Below are 21556 nucleotides of genomic sequence, written 5' to 3'. Positions count from 1 at the left end.
CTTCGTGTTATTAAGTTTCATCTCCCACTGCTGACTTGCTTATATAAAACATATTAGTCAGATCTGCGTAATACAGATCTGACTGGGGTTGAGGCCGTTGACTTCCTTGGGCTTAAAGCTCGACGGGGAGCTTGGCCCGCCTCCAAATTCGTACCGGAAGTTGGGCTTGAAGCCCGAATAAAACATAAGGGTGAGTATATATGGAGGCCCCAGTTGCAGGAATAGATGTATCAAAAGATAAATTAGTAGTGTATTTCCAAGGTAAGTTTTACGAGTTTCCTAATAATAAGCAAGGGTTTGAGGGAGTAAAGCAAATCTTGCCTAAGGGTTGCAAGATAGGTATTGAAAGTACTGGAGTTTACCACATTAACTTGGTTAAGTATTTGGGTAATGAGTATGATGTTAGGATTATTAACCCCTTGGTGCTCAAGAAGTTTAAGGATTTTAGGGGTAAGAAGAGCGACAAGAATGATAAAAAGCTTGCTGAACTAGTTGTTAATATGGGTAGTGAGTTTATAACGAGTGAGGCTAGGGAGTTAACAAGCCAATGGGATTTTGTGACAAGGAGTATTGTTAGGGTTAAGAACAGGTTGAGGAGGGATTTAGTACTTCTAGGATATAGGGATAGTTTGTCCAGGGAGAACTTGAATGAGGTATTGAGAGGGGAGGATAATGCAGTGTTGTCTGAGGTTAGGTTTCTTTTAGGCGAACTGGAGAGGCTTGAGGGTAGGAAGAGGGAGATTGAGGAAGAGCTTGAGAATTTTGTTCCCAAGGATAGTTTGATTTTCACTATTCCGGGTATTGGTAGGACGCTGGGTTGTATTATTTTGGCTAGGGTTGGTGATGTTAGGCGCTTTTCTGATAAGAAGAGGTTTGTTGCTTATTGTGGTCTTGATCCGGTTGTTGAGTCTAGTGGGAAGGGTGTTGTTTCAAGGGGTATTTCTAAGAAAGGTGATGCTGTTTTGAGGAGGGCTTTTTACCTTGCAGCTTTAACTGCTATTAGGGTTAACCCTGTTATCAAGCGTTTTTATGAGGAGCACAAGGGTAGGTTGAAGGGTAAGGAGTTGATTATTGCTTGTGCTAGGAAGCTTGCTGTTATTACTTGGGCTGTACTGTACTATAATAAGCCCTTTGAGGCTGACGAGTGATAAGGAGAGTCTTGTTTTTCATAAGTAGTGTGGACTGTGCTTGATTTTTGATGGAAAGGTTTTTATACCGGAAGCTCCCCGCCCTGGAAGGGTGAGGGTTCCCTCCCAGAGGGCTCATCGTTCCCACCATTGATTCGGGTTTACATCTCTCATTTGGTGGGCAGTCGAGTGGATCAGAGATCCACTCCCATTTGGAAATTGGGGATCCATCATTCACACTGTCTGGATCCCGTGAAATAGAAAATGGAGATGATAGTTGCTCCTCCCTCAGTCTCATTAAACCCTCGATCGAGCTGGAGAGGAGGATCATTAACGCCACTAAGAAAAATTCCACCAAAGAGGTATTTAAACTTTATAAGGGGGCTATCCATCCCCGCCTCAGAGAGGCGAGGCTTTCCGCCCCCTTAACCCCATTTTTTGTAATACCAGCTTTCCCAACCTTAAATTTTTCCTATTAATTTCTAATTTTTCTATCTCGAATATTGATACAATTAGCATTCTTCTACTGACGAAATCTCACCTTTAATTAGTTTAGTTGAGCATCTAACCCTCTCTGAATTAATTGATAAGTAGTAGACCCTCTAGTAGGGTGTAACGTCAGTAGTCCTCTTTTGATTAATTCTTTAATGCATCTCCTTGCATCTCCTCTTAAATGCCCTGGAAACCTCCTCAATATTGCTTCTAAAGGAACGTGAGCAGATAACGAACCGTTGGTAGTGTCATAAACTGCTACCAATATTGCGTTAAGTGTCTCGATACCGCATTTAGCCATTTTCTGCCAGGATTGTTTTATTCATAACAAGATTTATAACTTTTTATCAGAAAGTGATAATCATGGAAAGTAAACAAGTAGAAAAGGAGGTAGTTTTCGTAGGCAAGGTTTCCGTAACTAAGAGCAAGAAAAACGGGAAAGAATACATTACTTATAGGATAACAATTCCTATGGAGAAGGCTAAGGAGCTTGGATTAAATGATGGAGACTATTTGTTGGTAAAGGCTAAGAAGGCTAAATGGTACCACCTCTTAAATTGGGAGGAAATGAAAAACGTTTATAAAATGCTACCGGAGGAAGTAAAGAAGGAAGTTGATGAACTGAATTACAAATAGGGTTTCAAAATTTCCTTAGTCAGATATGTGAGCTACTCCCTCCTGAACGGTAGACCCAAAATCACCTCCCTAAAAATAAATCTATTACATTAATAAGCATATTTATTAGTTTAAATAGAAAATTTTCCAGATTGAATAAATCACCAGGAAACAAAAGGATAAGCAATAATCTGAACTCTTCCCTCCTCACCACACCCTTAAATATGGTGTACAAGGAGTAGAAAACCATGGCCAGCACGAAGATCAACGTGCGGAAGACGAACTTAGTGGAACTGGTGAAGGGAAGGAAAGCCTTGATGTTCCTGTAAGAGGTCTCTATGGGACTCCTTACCTTATTGTACAACCTCAACACCTCCTTCTTCGGTAGGTCAAGATTAGTCGCCCTAGCGAAGTAAACAACCTTCTTCTTCCTCTTGATTTTCTCCCTGCGATACACGATCAGCCTAAACTTAACCTGTTCATCCCTCCTATGCCTCTTACTATTTGTCATGTACTCTCCATCAAACTCCTCATAGACCTTCACGTCCCCAACGGGGACACCAATTATATAATTGAACTGCGAAATGAAGTTAAGCACATTAACTGTGTAGAAACCCGCATCAAGAGCTATTAACCTTATCTTGAACCCCATTGCAACAACTTGCTCCACGAGGACCTTCACGATATCATCCTTAGTCATCCCGTTCACTTGTGTGACGAAAGCCAGTAGGAGTACTTTCCCATCATGTTTAGTCGTCACAGTGGCGTAGTTCCATGAGTTTCCCTTTTCCGAGCTTCCGAGTCCTTCCACCGGTTTCCCGTACCAAGTTTTGGTGGTCCAGTCTATTGAAATGTCTATTTCCTTCTCTCCCTTTAGCGTCTCCAAGGATATTTTCCTCACTTGTTCCAAGAGTTTCTCAACTACTTCCACACCTTGCTCCTCCGCGTAATTCCTCACGGTTTGTGGTGATACGTTGTATGCGCTTGACTTGTTTTCTATGGAGTCGTTCCATAAACACGCGGAGACTAGCGTTTTTTCTACGTTCTCTGCCTTTTTCCCTTGGAAGTCTAACATGGAAAGTAATTTATATCCTATTTGTTGAATGTTATTTTGGTGGGGAAGACAAGGTGTTATCACCTTGGTTCACCTCGTGATAATACCGTCTTCCTCACCTTAAGCTTTTCTTCAATTTGTTGAACTCTTAATATAGTTATAAATTCCATTTATTTTCTATAAAATTAATAGTACCTTACCGGAATTATTTTTGTAAAATGATTTTGGGTCTATCGTGAAGGAGGAAGCTTCCTGCTTCACAACCCCACCTTGCCAGTACGAGAGTACTGGTAGAGGGTGAAGCTCCACAGGCACTAAGGGCAGCTCCCACCCCGACCTACGTAAGATATTTAGAGAAGCATTATAGTCACGGTCAGCTATCCAACCGCACTTAGGACAAGTAAAGATACGGCCAGCTAAAGTTAGATCTTCCCTCACATATCCGCACTTAGCACACGTCCTTGACGTGTTTGACGGATTAACTAACACCAATTTCTTTCCATACTTCCCTATCTGATATTTGATTATATCCATTAGCTCACCGAACGATACGTCATGTAACCTCATCCTAAGCTTTCTGAGAGACTTACCAACCAGTTGTTTAACATTAATATCCTCCATTACCACAACATCGTAATTCATCGATAGGTACTTCCCTATCTTCATGTACAAATCCCTCTTCAAATTAGCAAGATGTTCATATGCCTTAGCTAACTTAACCTTGGCTTTAAACCAATTCTTGGAAAGGAACTCCTTCCTAGACAATTCCTTGTGCAAATGCTTAATCTTACGGAGTGCCTTCTCGTAGAACTTGAAGTTGGGTAAATATTCGCCATGTGAAGTTGTTAGAAGCTTCTCTACACCAACATCTATTGCCACTACCTTGCTTGTTTTCGGAGCTTGCTGGAACACATAGTCTTCCACTACAAATGATATGTATACTCTTTCAGACTTCGTTAGCTTAACTACCACCCTCTTTACCTTGTCCAAGGGAAAGTCCCTATGGACAATGACCTTGAAGATGCCTAAGTGGGACAAACTTAGCACAAGCAGTTTCTTTTTATTCTTTCTACTTCCAGTCCTTATTTCTCTGGCGGATAGTATTTTCCAACCACTTTGAGGATAGACAAGAGAATACCACTTGTGGATTTTCTTTTCCTTAGGAAAACGTGCTAATTCTTGGAAGAACCTCTGTCTTGCTTCATAAAAACGATTTGCTATTTCTTGTACCACTTGTGAATATAGTTGTTTGTACTCCTCGTCTTGCTTTCTCAAGTCTAGGGCTAATTGTCTTAACTCCGTTTGTGTTAGACCTTTTCCATCTCTTTGGTAGAAGTAGATGTCTGCCCATCGTAACGTGTTGTATATCTCACATGCTAACTTCAACCGGGCTTTTAACGCCCTCAAGGTTTGCTCGTCAGTGTAAGCCCTAAAACGAAACGTTACGATGGACATTGAAAAAAGTTAACATTTCGCGTTAAAAAACTTAACTACAAAGGGGACTATCCATCTCCACCTTAAAAGGTGAGGTTTTTCGTCCCCTTTAAACCCCTTATCTTTATAAACCCCTTCTTCAATTTTGTCTAAAACTTTATTAAAGTCGGAATCAAAGGAAGCTAAATAAGAGATTCTGTTCTTTAGCATAGAAAATATAATAGCACAGTCAGTAAAACTTAAAAAACATGTTTTGTCCTCGTTTAACTTCTTAAATAACTTAATTGTATCATAGAGTGCATCTCTCCCATCTAATGTGATGAGTAGAAAAATACCTTGTTCAATATTCAGCGAAATAAAATCTACAACACGCTTTACGTAGGCAAAAGGATGTTTGTTCCCTATAATCGTTAAAAACTCATCTAACACGTACTCGAAGATGACAGGTTTTCCGAATTTATTCTGGTTAACGATCTCGTCGAAAAGTTTTTCAGCGATGACATGATTAGTGTCTCTTTTATTCAGTAATGAGTAGAGGAAGGACGTATCGAGAATAATCATTATTAAGTCTTCTCAGTTTCTCAGTATATAACTTTAGCTTAACACGCTTTTCCCTCCTTTTTTGCCATAATCCCTGGGTCCCACTTATTGGTTAAGGGTTCGGCAATTTTAGCGTTATCTAAAGGGGATAAAGAGCCAAACTGGCCGAGAAGTATTTGAAGACGACTATTAAAAGAAAGGTGACCCAGTTCAAGGCTCTGAGGAGGTTACTGAGGAAGCAGTTAATGCATTGGCTGATTAACTTACTGAATTAGTTAGAGAGGTGAGAGAGGAGGCTTTGAGAGTGTATGCTAATGGCATGAGGGCAATGCTTGAACGCTCTTGTCTCCTTCATCTTCCCAACTCTCCTATTGCTCTCCTTCCTTCATTTCCCAATCTGCTCAAGTAGGTTCCCCCTAGCCTTAAGCCTTGAGGAGTTCTTTGGGGAAAAGTATTATGGGGGGATTGAGTAGATTATTTTGAGGGTAGAACTGGTTAAGTCTCTATTGGGCTTCGCCAGTTTTGGTCTGTTATTGCATTTCATATGTTTAGGTCCGCCCTCGCTTATACAAACTTTTCTACAAAAAATTAGCGTCTACTAGACTTTTTTTGTATTTCGTTCATCTCATTTTTACGCGAGAAAAGAGATTCCCATACTGACTTGGGAGAATCGTTGGGACGTTGAGGTCTTGATTAGGGAGCTTAAAGCCTTGGGTTTGGAGAAGAGCTCCTTCCTAACTTGGCTTAGGAACAAGGGTTTTATAGTGTTGAAGGCCTTTTCCTTGTTGGTTGTTCTTTTGTTCAAGTATTTCACGGGTTTGAACCTCGGGGCTAAGAGGATAGCAAGGTTGATAAAAAGTATTTATCAGTCTTTGGGTGGGATTAAGAAACTGTTCAAGAGAATGAAAAATACGTAAAATGCTAAAGGAAGTCAGTTATAACCCTTAATGGCCTATTTATCTTTGCATTAAAGCAATATGATCCCTTTAACGTCTATTCCTTTTTCTTTCAAGAAATTATAAAAGGATTTATCCATCGTAATTAGTGGAATTTTAGTACTTTCATACGCAGTGTATAATGTCGCATCAAAAATATCGCTCCAGCCTTTATTTAGGATTTCATATATCATCTCGATTTCAAGTTCTTCAATAGGAATTAGTTTAACGTTACTTAAAACATAAATTAACCCTTTCATAGCCTCTTCCGGTACTTTGCCTAATTTTAACTTCTTAGCCTCCTTAAATATTACTGCTAGAAGTTCTGTTAGCATTAGGCTAGGATAGTATATTGCCTTTCCTTCCAGCAATTCATCCTTTATACCTTTTACTTTTATCCCTACTAAAGGTAATAAAAAACTAGTATCAACTATTAATTCCGAGAGATTTGCTAATCTTTTCTCCAATTTCCTCTACCTCCTCTGGGCTTGTTTCAGCCCAATACTTTGAAGGTTTCCTAACCGGTATTAGCTCAATCTTATCATCCTCTACAACTATAACTAATCTATCACCTTCTTTTAAGTTAAGTCTATTGGCAATCTCTTTAGGAATGTAAATTGCATTTCTTTTACCTATCCTTATTACCCTCTCCATAATATTTGTCTGATTAATCAGAATAATAAGACTTTCTATTATACTTTGGACGATTCAGGTTTCCATTGTGAATTGTAATTATAGCAAAAATAGATTAAAAAAGGAAATTGTTAAGCGTGAATCCTTACCAGTCCATAGGAGAGTGTTCAATTAAATTCATTCCATTTCAATACATAAACTGAATTCGCAAAGGAGACGTGAATCGCCCGACCAAGGACTTATACCATGGACTTAATGAAGATGATGACATATAAACAATTATTCCTTTATAGAATTATTATAATTCCAAGAGAAAATTACAATTCGCAAAGAAGACGTGAAAGACCCATGATTTACGAGTTTTAGTACTTTGTACAGTATTTATTATATTTAGTTTTTGAATTATTTGCACTCAATACACTCTCACATCATAATGATAGCCCTTAACGAAATTGCGTTTTGGTTAAACTATTAGCTTATGTAAAGTTAAACATTTATATTCATTCATAATATAATATTTACCCATGGAAAGACGTAGAGTAAAGGTTTATAAGAAAGGAATAATAGTTATTCCTAAAGAAATTAGGGAAAAACTTGGAATAAAAGAGGGAGATATAATAGAATTAGTTGTTAATGGAGATAAGATAAGCATAGAGAAGCCTGCAACTCTTTTAGATCTTTTTGGCGTAGACGGAGATGAAGCTGTGGAAATTGCTAAGGAGATAATTAAGGAAAGGAGGAAAGAAGTTGAAAGAGAAATACGTTTTTGATGCAGGACCTCTATCCTTATTATTCGCCGGAAGAAAAGAAGTTAAAAAGTATTTTGAAGAAATGTATAGGGGTAATGCAATAATTTATATGAGTGAAGTAAATTTAGCTGAATTTCTCTACATTTATATTTCAAAGAAGGGAAAAGATATTGGAATAGCTAGACATAGATACATTAGAAATTCTCCAATCAAAATAATATCTCCTAATGAAAGAATAACTGAAAGTGCCACACTATTAAAGAGCAAATATTCCTATTTATCTTTATCTCTAGCTGATGCATTTCTAATAGCTACGGCAAAGGAAGTTAAAGGAAAAGCTATTACTACTGATGAAGACATAGAAAAGACTAAAGAGGTTGAAACGATAACAATTCCTTTAGATTAACTGGTCAGAATAATTACTATAATTTTAACTAGCGAATATCACGTAATGTTAAGAAAATGTGGCAGATCTCATGATTTAGCATATCAAAACTATTAAGATATCCGACGTCTTATATAAAACATATTACTCAGATCTGAGTATACTCGCTCAAGTTATAAAGGGAAAGGTAAAATTGGATAATGATCAAGTTTGAACTCATAACTTATGAGTTGACTTATGCTGGCCTTAACCTTTAAAGTCTAACTAAGTATAATACAGATCTGACTGGGATGTAGGCCGTTGACGTCCTTGAGCGTAAAGCCCGTCGGGGAGCTTGGACTCCTCCAAACCGGAAGTTGGGCAAAAAGCCCGAATAAGGGTACACACGGAGGCCCCAGTCGCGGGAATAGATGTGTTAAAGGATAAACTAGTAGTGTATTTTCAAGACAAACTCTACCAGTTTCCTAATGATAGGTGAGGGTTTGAGGAGATAAGGAAGATCTTGCCTAAGGGTTGTAAGATAGGTATTGAGATTACTGGAATTTACCACATTAACCTAGCAAAGTTCTTTATACTATATTTTTTAACATTTTCAGCAATTTTACTCTTACTTTTAATTAGTTCTCTCACTTCTTTAGGTATAGTGATTCTACCTCTATCATCAATTTTTAATATAAACTCCTTGCCCACATCTACCCATTCAATAACTCATAAATATAAATTTACTTTTAACGTACTTGTGGACTGGTTCGATTTTCCTAGATGTTAAGCTCGTTAAGTTTTCTTAAATTCTAAAAATCACGTGTTGATTTGAAAGTAAGTTCCACGTTAACTCGAATAAAAATTGAAGAAACCCACAAAGCAGCCGATATATGATCACTAATATAGCCTTTTTAACTTATCATAAATAATAGTACCAATGCCTTTCGATTTTGAGGAATTAGGCTTAGGGATTCTGTTAATAAAACCTAAAGTATTTCCAGATAATAGAGGTTACTTTAAAGAGATATTCAAGGGATCAGAATTTAAGAAAGCAGGAATTCCTATTCCCCTTCAAGCTAACGTTTCATATTCTAAACGCGGAGTAATTAGGGGTCTCCATTATCAACTACCGCCTAAGGAACAAGGTAAGATAATTACGGTTTTGGAGGGTAAAATAATCGATGTCGCTATTGACGTTAGGAAGAGTTCCCCGAATTTGGGAAAATACGTCTATGCAGAGCTCAGTAAGGAAAACCATTTCATGTTGTGGATCCCTCCAGGTTTTGCACACGGCTTTCAAGCACTCGAGGATTCGATAGTCCTTTACTTCATTACACATAACGAGTATTCCCCCCAGCATGAGAGGTGTATTAATTACTCCTTTATTAAGGAGTGGAATAAGGACGAGGCAATATTGAGTGATAAAGACGCGAAATGTCCGCCATTAGATAAGGCTGAGGTTTTTGAATAAATTGCTTCGCTAATGCTTCAATTTTTCTCAAAGACACTTTAAACTAACGTTTAATTTAAAAAAAAGTAGATTTACGATTAATCTTGTCTATGAAGAAAATTCAACAGTTCAGTACTAAAATTGTGAAATTATCACATAGTGTAGTTATCAGGCTACAAATAAATAAGTGAGTTTATATGGATATAAATAAATAATATTATACTCCATAACGAATTACTTTGTGACATAATTTATGGCTTAATAACGACACTATCAATTATCTAACTAATTATGAAACTGCATATATAAAATATAGTTGTTTAACGTAGATCTAAAAGCATATAAGGTGAGTGAATTCATAACTTAGCCATGAGATTACGTTTACAATGCTCTAAAAAATAAAAATTTATTTTTGCTATCATTATCTATATTGATGCGGATATTAATAACGGGTGCTTCTGGGCAGTTAGGCTTAGAGCTTTCTTCAGTTTTAAAGGGAGAGTTAATAAAGACCTTTAATACTAGAGAAGTACAGGGAGGTTATAGGCTAGATCTTGAGAACTTCTCCCAACTAGAAGACTTTATAATAAAGAAGAGGCCAGACGTTATAATAAACACTGCCTCAATGACTGATGTAGACAAATGCGATGTGGAAAGGGAAAGGGCTTACAGGGTTAACGCTGAGGCCGTTAAACACATAGTTAGGGCTTCTCGCGTTATTGAGGCTTATCTAATTCACATAAGCACTGATTACGTCTTTGACGGTCAGAAAGGGCTTTATAAGGAGGAAGACTTACCTAACCCCGTTAATTATTACGGCCTAACAAAGTTATTAGGGGAAACTTACGCACTCTCTTACGACGATAGCTTAGTAATTAGAACTTCTGGAGTCTTTAGACATAAGGGCTTTCCCTTATACGTTTACAAAACGTTAAGGGAGGGCAAAGAGGTTAATGCTTTTAAGGGTTATTACTCTCCCATCTCTGCAAGAAAGTTAGCTGAAACAGTAGCGGAACTAATAGGCTTCAGAAAAACCGGTATAATTCACATAGCAGGTGAGAGGATTTCGCGTTTCGAATTAGCCATTAAGATTAAGGAGATGTTTAACTTACCCAGCGAGGTTAGGGAAGTTGATGAGGTTAAGGGTTGGATAGCTAAAAGACCATTCGATTCCTCTTTAGACATTTCAAAATCTAAAAAACTCCTTTCAACAGACTTTTATTCTATAGAAGAGAATTTAAAATACATGGTGATATGAATGGAAGCGGTTATATTACATGGTGGGCAGGGGACTAGGTTAAGGCCTTTGACGCACACTGGCCCTAAACAGTTGATTAAGGTTGCAGGAAAGCCCGTTTCACAATGGGTTTTAGAACAGATAAGGGATGCAGGAATTAAAGATGTAATAACGATCCTCGGCGATAACAACCCTACGAGAGTTGTGGAATATTACGGCGATGGTAGCCGATTTAACGTAAGTATACGTTATGTTTATCAAGGCAAGGCTAGGGGATTAGCGGATGCTATTTACCGAGTTAAAGATTTAGTCTCAGATCGTTTTATAGTTTACTTAGGGGACAACATAGTACCTTACGATTTATCGAAGTTCTCTAATTTTCACGGCTCAGCATCGATCCTTTTAGCAAAAGTGGATAACCCCCAGAGGTTCGGGGTTGCAATTATAAAGGACGAGAAAGTGGTTAAGTTAATAGAGAAGCCTAAGGAGAGGATTTCAGACTTGGCACTTGTAGGAGTTTACGGTTTTACAAGGGAGATCTTTGAGGTGATAGAGAACCTAAAGCCGTCTTGGAGGGGCGAGTTAGAAATAACTGATGCAATACAAGGCCTTATAGACAAGGGGAGAGAGGTAGAATATCAAATAGTTGACGGCTGGTGGAAGGATACGGGAACCCCTAAGGACATACTAGAAGCTAATTACTTCCTCTTAGATAAACACACTGTTAGGAGGATTGAAGGAGAAGTGAAGGATTCTACAATTGACGGTAGAGTTGTTATTGAAAGGGGAGCTTCCATAATTAACTCGATAATTAGGGGGCCAGTTTATATAGGGGTTGGAAGTAAAGTGGTCAATTCTTATATTGGCCCCTTCACGTCAATAGGGGATAATTGCATTATAGAAAATAGTGAAATAGAGAACAGTGTTCTGTTAGATAACGTTACGGTTAAAGGGGTTTCCCTTATGGACTCCCTCATAGGGAATAATTCGAGAGTGGAAAAAGGTAATAAGTGGCAGAAGTTGATAGTAGGTGAGAATTCTACGGTGATAATATGAGGGTAATGGTATTAGGAGGGGCGGGTTTTATAGGTTCTGCGTTTGTAAGGGAGTTAAATAAGAGGGGAATTAGGCCATTAGTTTACGACTTGCTTACTTACGCCGGTAGGTTAGAGAATTTGAAGGATACGGATCACGAATTCGTTAAAGGTGACATTAGGGATGAAAAGCTTCATGAAGCAATAGCTAAGTATAGGCCAGAAGTAGTAGTAAATTTCGCTGCTGAAACTCATGTTGACCGTTCAATTTATAAGCCCCAGGATTTCTTGACTACTAACATTTTGGGGACTGTGAACGTTTTAGATGCATCACGCCATTATAACTTCAAATACATTCACATTTCTACTGACGAAGTTTACGGTGAAGAATGTGGTAATGAGAACTCTCCTCTTAATCCCTCTTCACCTTACAGTGCATCTAAGGCTTCTGCAGATTTATTCGTAAGGGCTTACGTTAGGACTTATAAAGTAGAGGCAATAATTATTAGGCCTTCAAATAATTATGGACCCAGACAATTTCCAGAAAAGTTTATTCCTAAAGCTATAATTAGGACTTTGTTAGGTCTTCACGTTCCTATTTACGGTGACGGTAAGGCTGAGAGGGATTGGATATTCGTTGAAGACACTGGTAGGATAATTGCAGATTTAATAGAAAAGGCTGAATGGAGTGGAGAAGTTTACAATATTCCGGGAGGGCAGAGATATAGTGTACTAGATGTGGTTAAGATGATAGGTGAGGTAATGGGGAGAGAGGTTGAAGTTAGGTTTGTTAATGATAGGCCGGGACATGATAGGAGGTATTGTATGACTACCGGGCTTAGATATGAGGTTACTCCTTTAAGGGAGGGGCTGAGGAAAACTGTTGAGTGGTATTTGAATAATAGGTGGTGGTGGAAGCCACTGATAAAGGATAGGTTTTTCGTTGAGGATGAGCCTTGGAGTAAGGGAGGCGTAAATACATAGGAAAGTCTAGTGTAATTTTTTAGAAGTACAACTCAAAATATCGAATAAAAAAGAAAAGGATAAGGTGTTCAGAACTTGTTAAAATATTTTAAAGAGACTTTATATAATGATTAATATGGTATCACGGAAAATGTATGCTGTGTAAGAGCGAGTAGGGAATTTGACTTTGGGCCACGTTTATTATCAGCTAAAAAGAAACTTTCGACTGTTTTATCAAAGGGTTTAAAATTTAATTATATATACGACTTCGGCAGTAGTACAGAACTTATATTAACAGTAGTCGATAACGTGAAATTAAAGGATGATGATCATATATACGTCTTAGGAAGAGACAATAAGCCTAATTATAAGTGTGTTAACTGTGATAACCCAGCAGAATACATTTGTTACGAATGTTTAGGTGAAATGGGTGAATTAACAGATGCAGTTTATTGTAGAGAATGTTTAATGAAACATGATCACGCTGATGATGATGCTGGATTCATTCCTAACTCTCCAAGAGCTGGTGTTTGTGGTTACACTGGAGATGAGAAAATGGAAAAATTAAAGATATGGCCTATAGAATCCAATAAATCACTTCGTATATCTAAGCCATGAGGTTTAGATTTTTTTTAGTACTAATATCAATACTATATAATTGAATTATGTTAAGCTCTAGTATATCTCAAGTGATATTGCATTGATTATTAATTTTATCATTTGTATATAAAATTTATCAGTTGTTCATCTTTTCTTTTGAATAATTCTCCATAAACTTGTACATAGATTTATTCAATTATTTGCACTTGGGACAGTCTCTCAACGAGGATTAGGACGAAGGTACTCGTTAATTAGCAAGGTTTGTTTACGTGTTTACTTGTTGTTATGGTAAGTTTTATTGCAAAATTGTACAATTATCTGTATAATATCTCATTAATATATATTATATTATTCTTTATAGTTGAATATAATGAAGAATAGTATAATATGAAATATTATAATTATGATAATTTTTCAATTTTACTCAAGTCGGACAACGTCTCGTCATTAAGTCCAGAAAAATACATGTGGAAAAACAGGTATCAAACAGAATTTTCTTTCTCAACTTCTTCTTTCCTCAGCTTTTCCAACTCCTTTACAGCTGAATTCCCCATCTCTTTATCTATACCATATGCGTCCAAGAGGGTCATTTTACGTTTTAAAATAATCTTATCGCCCTCAACCTCTAACTCTATAACAGAACCCTCTTTAATATTAAGCCTCCTTCTAACCTCAACTGGGATAACTATAATCCCTTTCTTGTGAACTTTTACCTCCATAAAGCATATTCGTTTAACGATTACTAAAATTTAACTTACCATAGAGTTAACCATAAGGAAAGTTTAACTTAAGAGGACTATAACGTACTATTCATTTAATTTCTTCCAAAGACATTACACTTACAAATCCATTAGCTTTTTTCCTTAGTTTCTCATCTTCAGTGATTAACGGTAAACTTAAATTTCTTGCAAGCCAAACGTAAGATGCATCGTAGAACGAGATTCTATTCTTAATAGCAATCTTTTCAACTTCATCATATTTTACGTCTTCTAAATTCATAGTTTCAAGGACTTTAAGTAAAAACTGATATAATTTCTCACCCTCACCTTCAGTAATCCTTTTAAATATTGTGACCTCTTTCCATATAACATTTCCTAACTCGAATTTCGATAGAATTACAGTATAGTTTCCTCCTAGAATATTTAATTTATTAAATGAAAATGCTTTATAAATTGATGAGGAGTCAAATACGTAACTCATCTACTTTCCCTATCTTCTCTAATGCTCTTTACTACATCCTCAAACGGTATTTTCTTTAATATATCCGCAACTTCATTTATTCTTTCCTCTAATTCCTTAGCCTTAGCCTTCTTAACTTCATTTATTAAAGCCTTTCTAATTACTTCAACTTCATTTATACCATACTTTTTTAATTCCCTTTCTAACTCCTCTGGAATTCGAACGGAAATTACTACGGTCTTTCCCATAATTTAAACTATATCTTTATTAGTAAAAAGTTTACGGTATGTATACTTACTATAAACTTAGGCCAATATAAGTCCAAGACTGTAGCATTTTTGCATAGCTTTTAATTACTTTTTTAATCATTTCTCAATATCATCTTTATATTATGATTATGTTCATGTAGTATTACCTCAATACCATATATTGATGAACTCCCTACTGATGATGGGCTTTGCTCACGAGGTTTTAGGAGTGATAAGTGTGGATGGGAGGATAATGGTGTTTCCCTCGACTAGCCCCAATGAGTTAAGGGTGACTGTGTATGATCCCTTAAGAAGGGTGCCCGTGGAATTAGAAGTAATTAAAAGTAAGCGTGAGTTACGCCATGGGTAAACACTCATCAAAAACCTAGCATCAAACTTCTTAATAGTACTTGTTCTAATTTCCCTCGGTGATACAAGGTTTTCAGTACTACCGATGAAGTTTTTAATTTTGCATTTGGTTGATTGAAAGCTGTGAAGTCCGAGAAGAAGCTGAGCATTGATAGAGTGATTTCATTAAGTCTTTCAATTCCTTAGTTGGAATATTGAAGATGAAGGGATTGAGCAGAAAGGTGGAGGAGTTTCTCCGGTTCGTTAAAATTCATTTAGGAGGTGCTATAGGTTTGATGAGAATTTTTAAGTTACGTTAAAGCAGAATAACTGCTATTTGGTAATCCCTTCTAGTCCCCCTTTGCAACTCCCACGATTGCAAAACTTAGGTTTGTTAGAGACGGAGCATATAGAGCCTATTATGAAAAAGACTATATTATTCCATTATGCACTTCCTTATAGTCCTACCAACTGTAAATTTACCATAAGGCAGGATTAACACGACGTTATAAGGCTTAATTTCATCACAGTATTTCTCCAATAGTTCCTTAGCCCCCATCTTATCAAAGACTATACAATATGCTATGCTAACACCCATCATTACTGTGCCTAAAGTTAAGTTCTCCTTGAACTCCTCCTCGTCAAAAACTGTTGTGTCTAGCCTTACACTCGTCTCCTTAAGGAATGAAAGTCTCTCCTTAGAAAAGTCCTTATTACCGCCTTTTTTAACTACGATTATTACATCAACGTCGGAATCTTTTCTGTACTTACCTATTACCCTACTACCGAAGAATATTATTGCTAAAACATCATCTCGTATTAACTTCTCTCTTGCTAACTTAAATAATTCCATATTTTCTAAGGAAAGATTCAGCAATTTTCAACACCTTCTCTGAGTACTCTATCCCTTGTTTACACATCTCCTCAGTGATTATTTCTTCCGGTGTTTTTATGTCTTGTCCGTTGATTACGGGATACCTAGATATACTCCAACCACCCGATAAATAGTCCAACGCGTCGAGAACTGTATCCAAATCTTTCCCTAATTCTTGTAAATAATTAGAGGCATCAGCCACTAAATCGTGTTCTTTTTTAAACACCAGCTTAACCTCAAGCATAGCTTTAACACTCTTCTCTACCGATTGTTGCGAATAAAAGAAACACTCTGGGTAATCTTTCAACGAAAGAGCTTGTTTAGCCCTCTGGATGTCCCTCACAGCAATTGTGAAATAGGCCTTAGCGAACTCCCTGTACTTTCTCGGTATCATCTAATTTAATTTACGAATTAAGATTAAAAGTTATGCCCAAGTGCGTAAGTATGTCCTTGATGTCGTCATTGAGATATTTATATTTCTATATTAGAAGAAGGTATACAAAACGTTATTTTTACATCCATTGTTTGTAGAGATTTACCTTTTATTAATAAATTTATATACTAATGACAACACTACGAGATAGAGATTATTGATTTCTATCAACTATATAAAATTTTTACAATCTTATATATAAATGTTTATTCAATAATCAATATCTTATATATTACATACTTTTCGAAAATAAGCTAATTTTATGAGAAGACACTCTCATCATCTAAGTATTTTTAAAGTTTTTACCTAATTTAACTCTGGTTCCCTCAATTATTATTCCCTTATTTTTCATCGTTCTTAAGTATGCAGCGTATTCTTCTCCTAAATCTTCTCTAACCTTATCTAATGTTGTTTCTCCTCCCGCCGCTGTTAAATAATCTATCAATTCAGCCTCAATTTTATCTGGAGTTAAATTCCTTTTTTCTTCTATCTTTTCAATTTCTTCTTCATCTTCTTCATCTTTTACAACTTCCTTACTTCTCTTATATTGTTCATATGAAAGCTCGTCCAGTTTAGTGAAAATCCTAACATGCCTCCTATAAGCCTCTATTATCCTATATGCTATATCTAAAGCCTCTTGGTCAGATAATCTAATTATTTTATCACTTTTATCGTCACCGATTCTTATAAAAAACCCACCATCAATTACATTTCCATCTTTTATTACTGGGGGTGATTCTCCTACTCTTATCCAAATAGTGCTACCATCAGCCTTTTTATGAACCTTCCTAACTATAATTGGCATATTTATAATATTGAGTTTGTACTTTAAAAATCATTTTAGCAGATATTAAGTATTACTTGTATTACTGAACTATCCTGTCCTTACGTATGAGATATTACCACTTAACTATAATTATGGTTTCTTTTAGAAAACTAATTGTTTCCTCTAGATATATTTCCCTTTTTTCCCGCCTTTTCAACCTAAAAAAAGGGATCTCTGGATCAATATACATTGACGTAATCCTATAACCTTTTTCTTCCCACTGTTGCAAACTTAGATCTGTTAAAGGCATAGGATGTAGTGCCTCTTTACCTCCTCAAAATCTTGCTTGTAATTAGGAAACTCATAAATCTTGAAAGCACAAGACCAGTTTGTCCTTTGATACATCTGTTCTTGAAACCGAAGCCTCCATGTATACCCTTATGTTTTATTCGGGCTTCAAGCCAACTGCAGGTTTGTAGGCGGCCCAAGCTACCGTCTTAGCTTTACACTAAAGGAAGTCAACGATCCGCATACCCCAGCCCGATATCTATGCTCAGACCTAGCTAAAATATGTTTTATATAATGAAGTCAGCTTGGAAGAACATTGACACCATTCTTTTCAGCTAATTTCCTCAGTTTTACATCGAATGTTGCTAAGGAACTCTTTGTATAGAGAGAGAAAGAGAGAATTATAAAATCATTAATGTTTTTTAGAGAGAGTTTTGTATTTTTAATAAGATTAATAGCTTGTAATATTATATTCATATCCTCACACACTATATTAAACTCTGTTAATTCCTCAGTCTTTGTTTTTACAAAGTTCAAATCCGGAACCAGCTCACTTAACACTTTTAGATACTCATAAACGACTATTTGTGGAATTATCACGTCTTCCCTTTGTATAATATTAACACTTTCCTTATGATATTTAGAGTCCTCGAATGTAGCGTAAACTAAAACGTTAGTATCAACTACTATCATTTTCAAATGCACTGTTAGCGATTTCTTCAATTTCTTCAACACTTACTTGTTTACGCAGTTTCACAGTACTCCACTTCTTTCTAAGGGGTTTAATTACAACCTTCCCATCATCAATCTCAAACTCAACATATTCACCTTCTTTTATACCGAGAAACTCCCTAATCTCAAGAGGTATAGTTAATTGATAATTCCTAGTAACTTTCGACACGTTCCTTTTCATAGTAGAAATGAAGAATTAGTAATATATAAATTTTATGACTAGGACTGAAAGAGGTTAAGTTCTATGAAGGCATAAAAACTAGGATAAAAATTTGAAATATTTAAAATTTATCATTATCCATTCTTATTTATCAAAAATAGTTGAGCGTAAAAAAGCCATGAACCGAAGAAGGTTAAGAGTTAAATGGTTATCCAAAATTTATTAGAATTCCAGGGGAGCAAAAGTTTATTGAATAAAGATAATCCTTTAAAGTCCTAAAGAAAGCCCTTACTGGAAATAGTCCCTTTCGTCAAAATTTACTGTTTTGAGTTCTGCACTAAACTAGTCAAAGACATCATAAACTTCTGACTTGCTTATATAAAACATATTAGTCAGATCTGCGTAATACAGATCTGACTGGGGTTGAGGCCGTTGACTTCCTTGGGCTTAGAGCTCGACGGGGAGCTTGGCCCGCCTCCAAATTCGTACCGGAAGTTGGGCTTGAAGCCCGAATAAAACATAAGGGTGAGTATATATGGAGGCCCCAGTTGCAGGAATAGATGTATCAAAAGATAAATTAGTAGTGTATTTCCAAGGTAAGTTTTACGAGTTTCCTAATAATAAGCAAGGGTTTGAGGGAGTAAAGCAAATCTTGCCTAAGGGTTGCAAGATAGGTATTGAAAGTACTGGAGTTTACCACATTAACTTGGTTAAGTATTTGGGTAATGAGTATGATGTTAGGATTATTAACCCCTTGGTGCTCAAGAAGTTTAAGGATTTTAGGGGTAAGAAGAGTGATAAGAATGATGCTAAAAAGCTTGCGGAATTAGTTGTTAATATGGGTAGTGAGTTTATAACGAGTGAGGCTAGGGAGTTAACAAGCCAATGGGATTTTGTGACAAGGAGTATTGTTAGGGTTAAGAACAGGTTGAGGAGGGATTTAGTACTTCTAGGATATAGGGATAGTTTGTCCAGGGAGAACTTGAATGAGGTATTGAGAGGGGAGGATAATGCAGTGTTGTCTGAGGTTAGGTTTCTTTTAGGCGAACTGGAGAGGCTTGAGGGTAGGAAGAGGGAGATTGAGGAAGAGCTTGAGAATTTTGTTCCCAAGGATAGTTTGATTTTCACTATTCCGGGTATTGGTAGGACGCTGGGTTGTATTATTTTGGCTAGGGTTGGTGATGTTAGGCGCTTTTCTGATAAGAAGAGGTTTGTTGCTTATTGTGGTCTTGATCCGGTTGTTGAGTCTAGTGGGAAGGGTGTTGTTTCAAGGGGTATTTCTAAGAAAGGTGATGCTGTTTTGAGGAGGGCTTTTTACCTTGCAGCTTTAACTGCTATTAGGGTTAACCCTGTTATCAAGCGTTTTTATGAGGAGCACAAGGGTAGGTTGAAGGGTAAGGAGTTGATTATTGCTTGTGCAAGGAAGCTTGCTGTTATTACTTGGGCTGTACTGTACTATAATAAGCCCTTTGAGGCTGACGAGTGATAAGGAGAGTCTTGTTTTTCATAAGTAGTGTGGACTGTGCTTGATTTTTGATGGAAAGGTTTTTATACCGGAAGCTCCCCGCCCTGGAAGGGACGAGGGTTCCCATCCAGAGTGGCTCATCGTTCCCACCATTGATTCGGGTTTACATCTCTCATTTGGTGGGCAGTCGAGTGGATCAGAGATCCACTCCCATTTGGAAATTGGGGATCCATCATCCACACTGTCTGGATCCCGTGAAATAGAAAATGGAGATGATAGTTGCTCCTCCCTCAGTCTCATTAAACCCTCGATCGAGCTGGAGAGGAGGATCATTAACGCCACTAAGAAAAATTCCACCAAAGAGGTATTTAAACTTTATAAGGGGGCTATCCATCCCCGCCTCAGAGAGGCGAGGCTTTCCGCCCCCTTAACCCCATTTTTTGTAAGTTAATATCTTATCAATCCTCTTAAAGTACTTCCAAGTTCCTCAACCTTCCCTAATTCACCTTGACAGTGCTAATTTCTCTTTATAAACATTATGACTACACTTGATAGGAAAGAGAATAGTTCCATTATATAGAGACTCCATTATAATAGATAGAGTTAGTAGCATTTTAACACAAAAAGAATAAAATTAATGGGAATTATATCCTAATACTAAAGCCTGGACCACCCTGCTGACCTTGAGGTAAATACGGTCTTAATGAGGCTACTAATTGTTCAACAGTCAATGTATGTAGCCATATTTTTCCGGGCCCTTCAACATTTACAAAGAATAGACCCTCTCCAGAGAACAACAATGACTTTATTCCTCCTACGGGTTGAATACCATATCTCATACCTTCCTCAAATGCCATTAAATGTGACGCCTCAACTTGCAACTTCTCTCCAGGATTAAGGTATTTCTCAATTAAACCTCCGTAAGCATGCAAGAATACGTTACCATAACCCCTAAACCTCGCTAAAAATATACCTTCTCCACCTAACCATCCTACACTTAGCTTATTTAAAGTAGCATCGTAATTCACACTGTTTTCTGCACATAAGAAAGAATGGGATTCTGCTAGAATTCCATTGCCTTGTAGTTGTATTTGAACTATTGGGCCAGGAAAGACGCCGGATAAGTATGCTTCCCCTGGACCTAAAAATTCAGTTACAAAAAATGATCCGCCTGTTATTTCCCTTTTTAAAGCACCGAAAAATCCACCCCTCATTGTAGTCTTCATTGTCACTGAACTTTGTTTTGCAACCATATGCCCTGCATCAGCGTAAATTGCTTCTCCTTCACCTAACATTACTTTTAAGTACTGTAAATCTTTTCCAAGAATTTCATACTGAGGCATGGTCTCTCTTTATAGCCATAATATATAAATCTTGATGCTTAAATGGACTTTCTAGCTCTTCTGGGTACGGTAATCAAGTACACACCACTCTTGATTATGTTATGCTTAACAAAACGAACGACAAGCCTTCGCTTCTCTGTGACGGGCTGAATCCTTTTTCACGTTAACAGAAACCTTTTTGTATTTGATCATGTTAGAATTTTGCGATAAAGATGATCCTTGATGCCGATTTGGGCTATGCCCAAAAGGATGAGGGTGAGAAGTACACAGACGTGAGTCCCGTGCCGTTGGGCTCTAAGGAGTCCCATGACCCACCTACCGTGAAGCTGGGTAGTTGGTTGAGGGCTAAGTCCCTACACTCAATCATGATTGAAGATAAAAAGAGTGAAATGAAAGTATATGGATAAACGGTACTATATAGGACAACAATTTTGTTAGTGCAGTATAAATCATATAAAGTATAAATTTAGTTTCAATTCATCATAAGACT

General features: G+C 37.0%; 28 protein-coding genes and 5 pseudogenes. 16 read left to right on the top strand and 17 right to left on the bottom strand.

Features of this window, described 5'->3' with window-relative positions; genetic code table 11:
- Positions 1 to 200: 200 nt before the first annotated feature.
- Both J5U23_RS06975 and J5U23_RS06970 read left to right on the top strand, forming a co-directional pair.
- Positions 201 to 1148, top strand: a complete 948-nt coding sequence (locus tag J5U23_RS06975) for an IS110 family RNA-guided transposase (protein WP_218267350.1) — start codon at positions 201 to 203, stop codon at positions 1146 to 1148.
- Between the two features lie 191 nt (positions 1149 to 1339).
- Positions 1340 to 1606, top strand: a complete 267-nt coding sequence (locus J5U23_RS06970) for a hypothetical protein (protein ID WP_218267349.1) — start codon at positions 1340 to 1342, stop codon at positions 1604 to 1606.
- A gap of 33 nt (positions 1607 to 1639) precedes the next feature.
- Here J5U23_RS06970 and J5U23_RS06965 read toward each other — a convergent pair.
- A pseudogene (locus J5U23_RS06965) lies at positions 1640 to 1920 on the bottom strand (hypothetical protein).
- A 62-nt stretch (positions 1921 to 1982) separates the two neighbouring features.
- Here J5U23_RS06965 and J5U23_RS06960 point away from each other — a divergent pair.
- Positions 1983 to 2255 carry a hypothetical protein gene (locus J5U23_RS06960; protein WP_218260072.1) on the top strand — a complete coding sequence of 91 codons (273 nt, stop codon included), beginning with the start codon at positions 1983 to 1985 and terminating at the stop codon, positions 2253 to 2255.
- 61 nt (positions 2256 to 2316) lie between these two features.
- Here the strand turns inward: J5U23_RS06960 and J5U23_RS06955 are convergent, their stop codons facing one another.
- From J5U23_RS06955 to J5U23_RS06945, 3 genes are all read right to left on the bottom strand, one after another.
- The gene (locus tag J5U23_RS06955) at positions 2317 to 3372 is read right to left on the bottom strand and encodes an ISH3 family transposase (protein ID WP_218267348.1); all 1056 of its coding nucleotides are present in this window, start codon (positions 3370 to 3372) and stop codon (positions 2317 to 2319) included.
- Between the two features lie 93 nt (positions 3373 to 3465).
- A complete protein-coding gene (locus J5U23_RS06950; RefSeq protein WP_218267347.1) occupies positions 3466 to 4743 on the bottom strand; it encodes an RNA-guided endonuclease InsQ/TnpB family protein in 1278 nt (425 codons plus the stop codon).
- Positions 4744 to 4752: 9 nt separating this feature from the next.
- A complete protein-coding gene (locus J5U23_RS06945) occupies positions 4753 to 5283 on the bottom strand; it encodes a type II toxin-antitoxin system VapC family toxin (protein ID WP_218267346.1) in 531 nt (176 codons plus the stop codon).
- A gap of 632 nt (positions 5284 to 5915) precedes the next feature.
- Between J5U23_RS06945 and J5U23_RS06940 the strand changes: the two are divergent.
- A pseudogene (locus tag J5U23_RS06940) lies at positions 5916 to 6179 on the top strand (ISNCY family transposase); the annotation flags it as partial.
- Positions 6180 to 6229: 50 nt separating this feature from the next.
- Here J5U23_RS06940 and J5U23_RS06935 read toward each other — a convergent pair.
- A complete protein-coding gene (locus J5U23_RS06935) occupies positions 6230 to 6664 on the bottom strand; it encodes a PIN domain-containing protein (RefSeq protein ID WP_218260068.1) in 435 nt (144 codons plus the stop codon).
- A complete protein-coding gene (locus J5U23_RS06930; RefSeq protein ID WP_218260067.1) occupies positions 6624 to 6851 on the bottom strand; it encodes an AbrB/MazE/SpoVT family DNA-binding domain-containing protein in 228 nt (75 codons plus the stop codon). The genes J5U23_RS06935 and J5U23_RS06930 overlap by 41 nt, the downstream gene beginning before the upstream one ends.
- Before the next feature lie 503 nt (positions 6852 to 7354).
- On the opposite strand from J5U23_RS06930, the gene J5U23_RS06925 reads away from it, so the two are divergent.
- From J5U23_RS06925 to J5U23_RS06915, 3 genes and pseudogenes are all read left to right on the top strand, one after another.
- Positions 7355 to 7600 (top strand): AbrB/MazE/SpoVT family DNA-binding domain-containing protein, encoded by a 246-nt coding sequence (locus J5U23_RS06925; RefSeq protein ID WP_218267345.1) that lies wholly within the window; start codon positions 7355 to 7357, stop codon positions 7598 to 7600.
- Positions 7578 to 7985 (top strand): type II toxin-antitoxin system VapC family toxin, encoded by a 408-nt coding sequence (locus J5U23_RS06920; RefSeq protein ID WP_218267344.1) that lies wholly within the window; start codon positions 7578 to 7580, stop codon positions 7983 to 7985. Before J5U23_RS06925 ends, J5U23_RS06920 begins: the two co-directional genes overlap by 23 nt.
- 352 nt (positions 7986 to 8337) lie before the next feature.
- Positions 8338 to 8532, top strand: a pseudogene (locus J5U23_RS06915) (IS110 family transposase); the annotation flags it as partial.
- Here J5U23_RS06915 and J5U23_RS15720 read toward each other — a convergent pair.
- Entirely contained in the window at positions 8508 to 8654 is a 147-nt protein-coding gene (locus J5U23_RS15720; RefSeq protein ID WP_244988866.1) for a division/cell wall cluster transcriptional repressor MraZ, read from the bottom strand. The pseudogene J5U23_RS06915 and the gene J5U23_RS15720 sit on opposite strands and share 25 nt — an antisense overlap.
- Positions 8655 to 8883: 229 nt before the next feature.
- Between J5U23_RS15720 and rfbC the strand changes: the two genes are divergently transcribed.
- The 5 genes from rfbC to J5U23_RS06885 all read left to right on the top strand — a co-directional run bounded on the left by rfbC (position 8884) and on the right by J5U23_RS06885 (position 13248).
- On the top strand, positions 8884 to 9417 hold the full coding sequence (rfbC, locus tag J5U23_RS06905; protein WP_218260066.1) for a dTDP-4-dehydrorhamnose 3,5-epimerase: 534 nt from the start codon (positions 8884 to 8886) through the stop codon (positions 9415 to 9417).
- 412 nt (positions 9418 to 9829) lie between these two features.
- The gene (locus tag J5U23_RS06900) at positions 9830 to 10654 is read left to right on the top strand and encodes an SDR family oxidoreductase (protein WP_218267343.1); all 825 of its coding nucleotides are present in this window, start codon (positions 9830 to 9832) and stop codon (positions 10652 to 10654) included.
- Positions 10655 to 11689, top strand: coding sequence for a glucose-1-phosphate thymidylyltransferase (locus J5U23_RS06895; protein WP_218261495.1), 1035 nt, complete (start codon positions 10655 to 10657; stop codon positions 11687 to 11689).
- Positions 11686 to 12651 (top strand): dTDP-glucose 4,6-dehydratase, encoded by a 966-nt coding sequence (locus J5U23_RS06890; protein ID WP_218261494.1) that lies wholly within the window; start codon positions 11686 to 11688, stop codon positions 12649 to 12651. Before J5U23_RS06895 ends, J5U23_RS06890 begins: the two co-directional genes overlap by 4 nt.
- A 288-nt stretch (positions 12652 to 12939) precedes the next feature.
- A complete protein-coding gene (locus J5U23_RS06885; RefSeq protein WP_218261493.1) occupies positions 12940 to 13248 on the top strand; it encodes a hypothetical protein in 309 nt (102 codons plus the stop codon).
- A gap of 464 nt (positions 13249 to 13712) precedes the next feature.
- Here J5U23_RS06885 and J5U23_RS06880 read toward each other — a convergent pair whose 3' ends face one another.
- From J5U23_RS06880 to J5U23_RS06870, 3 genes are all read right to left on the bottom strand, one after another.
- Positions 13713 to 13949: an AbrB/MazE/SpoVT family DNA-binding domain-containing protein gene (locus tag J5U23_RS06880; protein WP_218260062.1), complete on the bottom strand. Its 237-nt coding sequence runs from the start codon at positions 13947 to 13949 to the stop codon at positions 13713 to 13715.
- A gap of 91 nt (positions 13950 to 14040) precedes the next feature.
- Positions 14041 to 14430, bottom strand: a complete 390-nt coding sequence (locus J5U23_RS06875) for a type II toxin-antitoxin system VapC family toxin (RefSeq protein WP_218267342.1) — start codon at positions 14428 to 14430, stop codon at positions 14041 to 14043.
- A complete protein-coding gene (locus J5U23_RS06870; RefSeq protein ID WP_218267341.1) occupies positions 14427 to 14657 on the bottom strand; it encodes a CopG family transcriptional regulator in 231 nt (76 codons plus the stop codon). The genes J5U23_RS06875 and J5U23_RS06870 overlap by 4 nt, the downstream gene beginning before the upstream one ends.
- Positions 14658 to 14841: 184 nt before the next feature.
- Here J5U23_RS06870 and J5U23_RS06865 point away from each other — a divergent pair, with 184 nt between their 5' ends.
- On the top strand, positions 14842 to 15027 hold the full coding sequence (locus tag J5U23_RS06865) for a hypothetical protein (protein ID WP_244988865.1): 186 nt from the start codon (positions 14842 to 14844) through the stop codon (positions 15025 to 15027).
- A 214-nt stretch (positions 15028 to 15241) separates the two neighbouring features.
- A pseudogene (locus tag J5U23_RS06860) lies at positions 15242 to 15325 on the top strand (transposase); the annotation flags it as partial.
- Positions 15326 to 15441: 116 nt separating this feature from the next.
- Here the strand turns inward: J5U23_RS06860 and J5U23_RS06855 are convergent.
- The 5 genes from J5U23_RS06855 to J5U23_RS06835 all read right to left on the bottom strand — a co-directional run bounded on the left by J5U23_RS06855 (position 15442) and on the right by J5U23_RS06835 (position 18279).
- Positions 15442 to 15882 (bottom strand): nucleotidyltransferase domain-containing protein, encoded by a 441-nt coding sequence (locus J5U23_RS06855; protein ID WP_218260060.1) that lies wholly within the window; start codon positions 15880 to 15882, stop codon positions 15442 to 15444.
- Positions 15845 to 16273, bottom strand: a complete 429-nt coding sequence (locus tag J5U23_RS06850; protein WP_218267340.1) for a HEPN domain-containing protein — start codon at positions 16271 to 16273, stop codon at positions 15845 to 15847. Before J5U23_RS06850 ends, J5U23_RS06855 begins: the two co-directional genes overlap by 38 nt.
- Positions 16274 to 16595: 322 nt before the next feature.
- Positions 16596 to 17117 (bottom strand): hypothetical protein, encoded by a 522-nt coding sequence (locus J5U23_RS06845; RefSeq protein ID WP_218260058.1) that lies wholly within the window; start codon positions 17115 to 17117, stop codon positions 16596 to 16598.
- A gap of 549 nt (positions 17118 to 17666) precedes the next feature.
- The gene (locus J5U23_RS06840; protein ID WP_218261487.1) at positions 17667 to 18059 is read right to left on the bottom strand and encodes a PIN domain-containing protein; all 393 of its coding nucleotides are present in this window, start codon (positions 18057 to 18059) and stop codon (positions 17667 to 17669) included.
- Complete coding sequence (locus J5U23_RS06835; RefSeq protein WP_218260056.1) at positions 18046 to 18279, bottom strand: AbrB/MazE/SpoVT family DNA-binding domain-containing protein; 234 nt, start codon at positions 18277 to 18279, stop codon at positions 18046 to 18048. The genes J5U23_RS06840 and J5U23_RS06835 overlap by 14 nt, the downstream gene beginning before the upstream one ends.
- A gap of 514 nt (positions 18280 to 18793) precedes the next feature.
- Here J5U23_RS06835 and J5U23_RS06830 point away from each other — a divergent pair.
- Complete coding sequence (locus tag J5U23_RS06830) at positions 18794 to 19744, top strand: IS110 family RNA-guided transposase (RefSeq protein WP_218267339.1); 951 nt, start codon at positions 18794 to 18796, stop codon at positions 19742 to 19744.
- A 62-nt stretch (positions 19745 to 19806) separates the two neighbouring features.
- On the opposite strand, the pseudogene J5U23_RS15715 reads toward J5U23_RS06830, so the two are convergent.
- Positions 19807 to 20065 (bottom strand): annotated as a pseudogene (locus J5U23_RS15715) (hypothetical protein).
- Between the two features lie 302 nt (positions 20066 to 20367).
- The gene (locus tag J5U23_RS06820) at positions 20368 to 21066 is read right to left on the bottom strand and encodes a TIGR00266 family protein (RefSeq protein ID WP_218267337.1); all 699 of its coding nucleotides are present in this window, start codon (positions 21064 to 21066) and stop codon (positions 20368 to 20370) included.
- Between the two features lie 212 nt (positions 21067 to 21278).
- On the opposite strand from J5U23_RS06820, the gene J5U23_RS06815 reads away from it, so the two are divergent.
- Positions 21279 to 21473, top strand: coding sequence for a hypothetical protein (locus J5U23_RS06815; RefSeq protein WP_218267336.1), 195 nt, complete (start codon positions 21279 to 21281; stop codon positions 21471 to 21473).
- Positions 21474 to 21556 lie beyond the last annotated feature (83 nt).

This window comes from Saccharolobus shibatae B12, assembly GCF_019175345.1.
Lineage (GTDB): Archaea > Thermoproteota > Thermoprotei_A > Sulfolobales > Sulfolobaceae > Saccharolobus > Saccharolobus shibatae.
Note: the sequence above shows the minus strand (reverse complement) of the source record. Positions and strands in the feature narration are given on the sequence as shown.

What these genes read in the sequence shown, in the direction of transcription:
- J5U23_RS06975 (WP_218267350.1), top strand. Translation starts at nt 201, where the DNA reads ATGGAGGCCCCAGTTGCAGGAATAGATGTATCAAAAGATAAATTAGTA.
- J5U23_RS06960 (WP_218260072.1), top strand. Translation starts at nt 1,983, where the DNA reads ATGGAAAGTAAACAAGTAGAAAAGGAGGTAGTTTTCGTAGGCAAGGTT.
- J5U23_RS06950 (WP_218267347.1), bottom strand. Translation starts at nt 4,743, where the DNA reads ATGTCCATCGTAACGTTTCGTTTTAGGGCTTACACTGACGAGCAAACC.
- J5U23_RS06945 (WP_218267346.1), bottom strand. Translation starts at nt 5,283, where the DNA reads ATGATTATTCTCGATACGTCCTTCCTCTACTCATTACTGAATAAAAGA.
- J5U23_RS06930 (WP_218260067.1), bottom strand. Translation starts at nt 6,851, where the DNA reads ATGGAGAGGGTAATAAGGATAGGTAAAAGAAATGCAATTTACATTCCT.
- J5U23_RS06925 (WP_218267345.1), top strand. Translation starts at nt 7,355, where the DNA reads ATGGAAAGACGTAGAGTAAAGGTTTATAAGAAAGGAATAATAGTTATT.
- rfbC (WP_218260066.1), top strand. Translation starts at nt 8,884, where the DNA reads ATGCCTTTCGATTTTGAGGAATTAGGCTTAGGGATTCTGTTAATAAAA.
- J5U23_RS06900 (WP_218267343.1), top strand. Translation starts at nt 9,830, where the DNA reads ATGCGGATATTAATAACGGGTGCTTCTGGGCAGTTAGGCTTAGAGCTT.
- J5U23_RS06895 (WP_218261495.1), top strand. Translation starts at nt 10,655, where the DNA reads ATGGAAGCGGTTATATTACATGGTGGGCAGGGGACTAGGTTAAGGCCT.
- J5U23_RS06890 (WP_218261494.1), top strand. Translation starts at nt 11,686, where the DNA reads ATGAGGGTAATGGTATTAGGAGGGGCGGGTTTTATAGGTTCTGCGTTT.
- J5U23_RS06880 (WP_218260062.1), bottom strand. Translation starts at nt 13,949, where the DNA reads ATGGAGGTAAAAGTTCACAAGAAAGGGATTATAGTTATCCCAGTTGAG.
- J5U23_RS06875 (WP_218267342.1), bottom strand. Translation starts at nt 14,430, where the DNA reads ATGAGTTACGTATTTGACTCCTCATCAATTTATAAAGCATTTTCATTT.
- J5U23_RS06870 (WP_218267341.1), bottom strand. Translation starts at nt 14,657, where the DNA reads ATGGGAAAGACCGTAGTAATTTCCGTTCGAATTCCAGAGGAGTTAGAA.
- J5U23_RS06865 (WP_244988865.1), top strand. Translation starts at nt 14,842, where the DNA reads ATGAACTCCCTACTGATGATGGGCTTTGCTCACGAGGTTTTAGGAGTG.
- J5U23_RS06850 (WP_218267340.1), bottom strand. Translation starts at nt 16,273, where the DNA reads ATGATACCGAGAAAGTACAGGGAGTTCGCTAAGGCCTATTTCACAATT.
- J5U23_RS06845 (WP_218260058.1), bottom strand. Translation starts at nt 17,117, where the DNA reads ATGCCAATTATAGTTAGGAAGGTTCATAAAAAGGCTGATGGTAGCACT.
- J5U23_RS06840 (WP_218261487.1), bottom strand. Translation starts at nt 18,059, where the DNA reads ATGATAGTAGTTGATACTAACGTTTTAGTTTACGCTACATTCGAGGAC.
- J5U23_RS06835 (WP_218260056.1), bottom strand. Translation starts at nt 18,279, where the DNA reads ATGAAAAGGAACGTGTCGAAAGTTACTAGGAATTATCAATTAACTATA.
- J5U23_RS06830 (WP_218267339.1), top strand. Translation starts at nt 18,794, where the DNA reads ATGGAGGCCCCAGTTGCAGGAATAGATGTATCAAAAGATAAATTAGTA.
- J5U23_RS06820 (WP_218267337.1), bottom strand. Translation starts at nt 21,066, where the DNA reads ATGCCTCAGTATGAAATTCTTGGAAAAGATTTACAGTACTTAAAAGTA.
- J5U23_RS06815 (WP_218267336.1), top strand. Translation starts at nt 21,279, where the DNA reads ATGATCCTTGATGCCGATTTGGGCTATGCCCAAAAGGATGAGGGTGAG.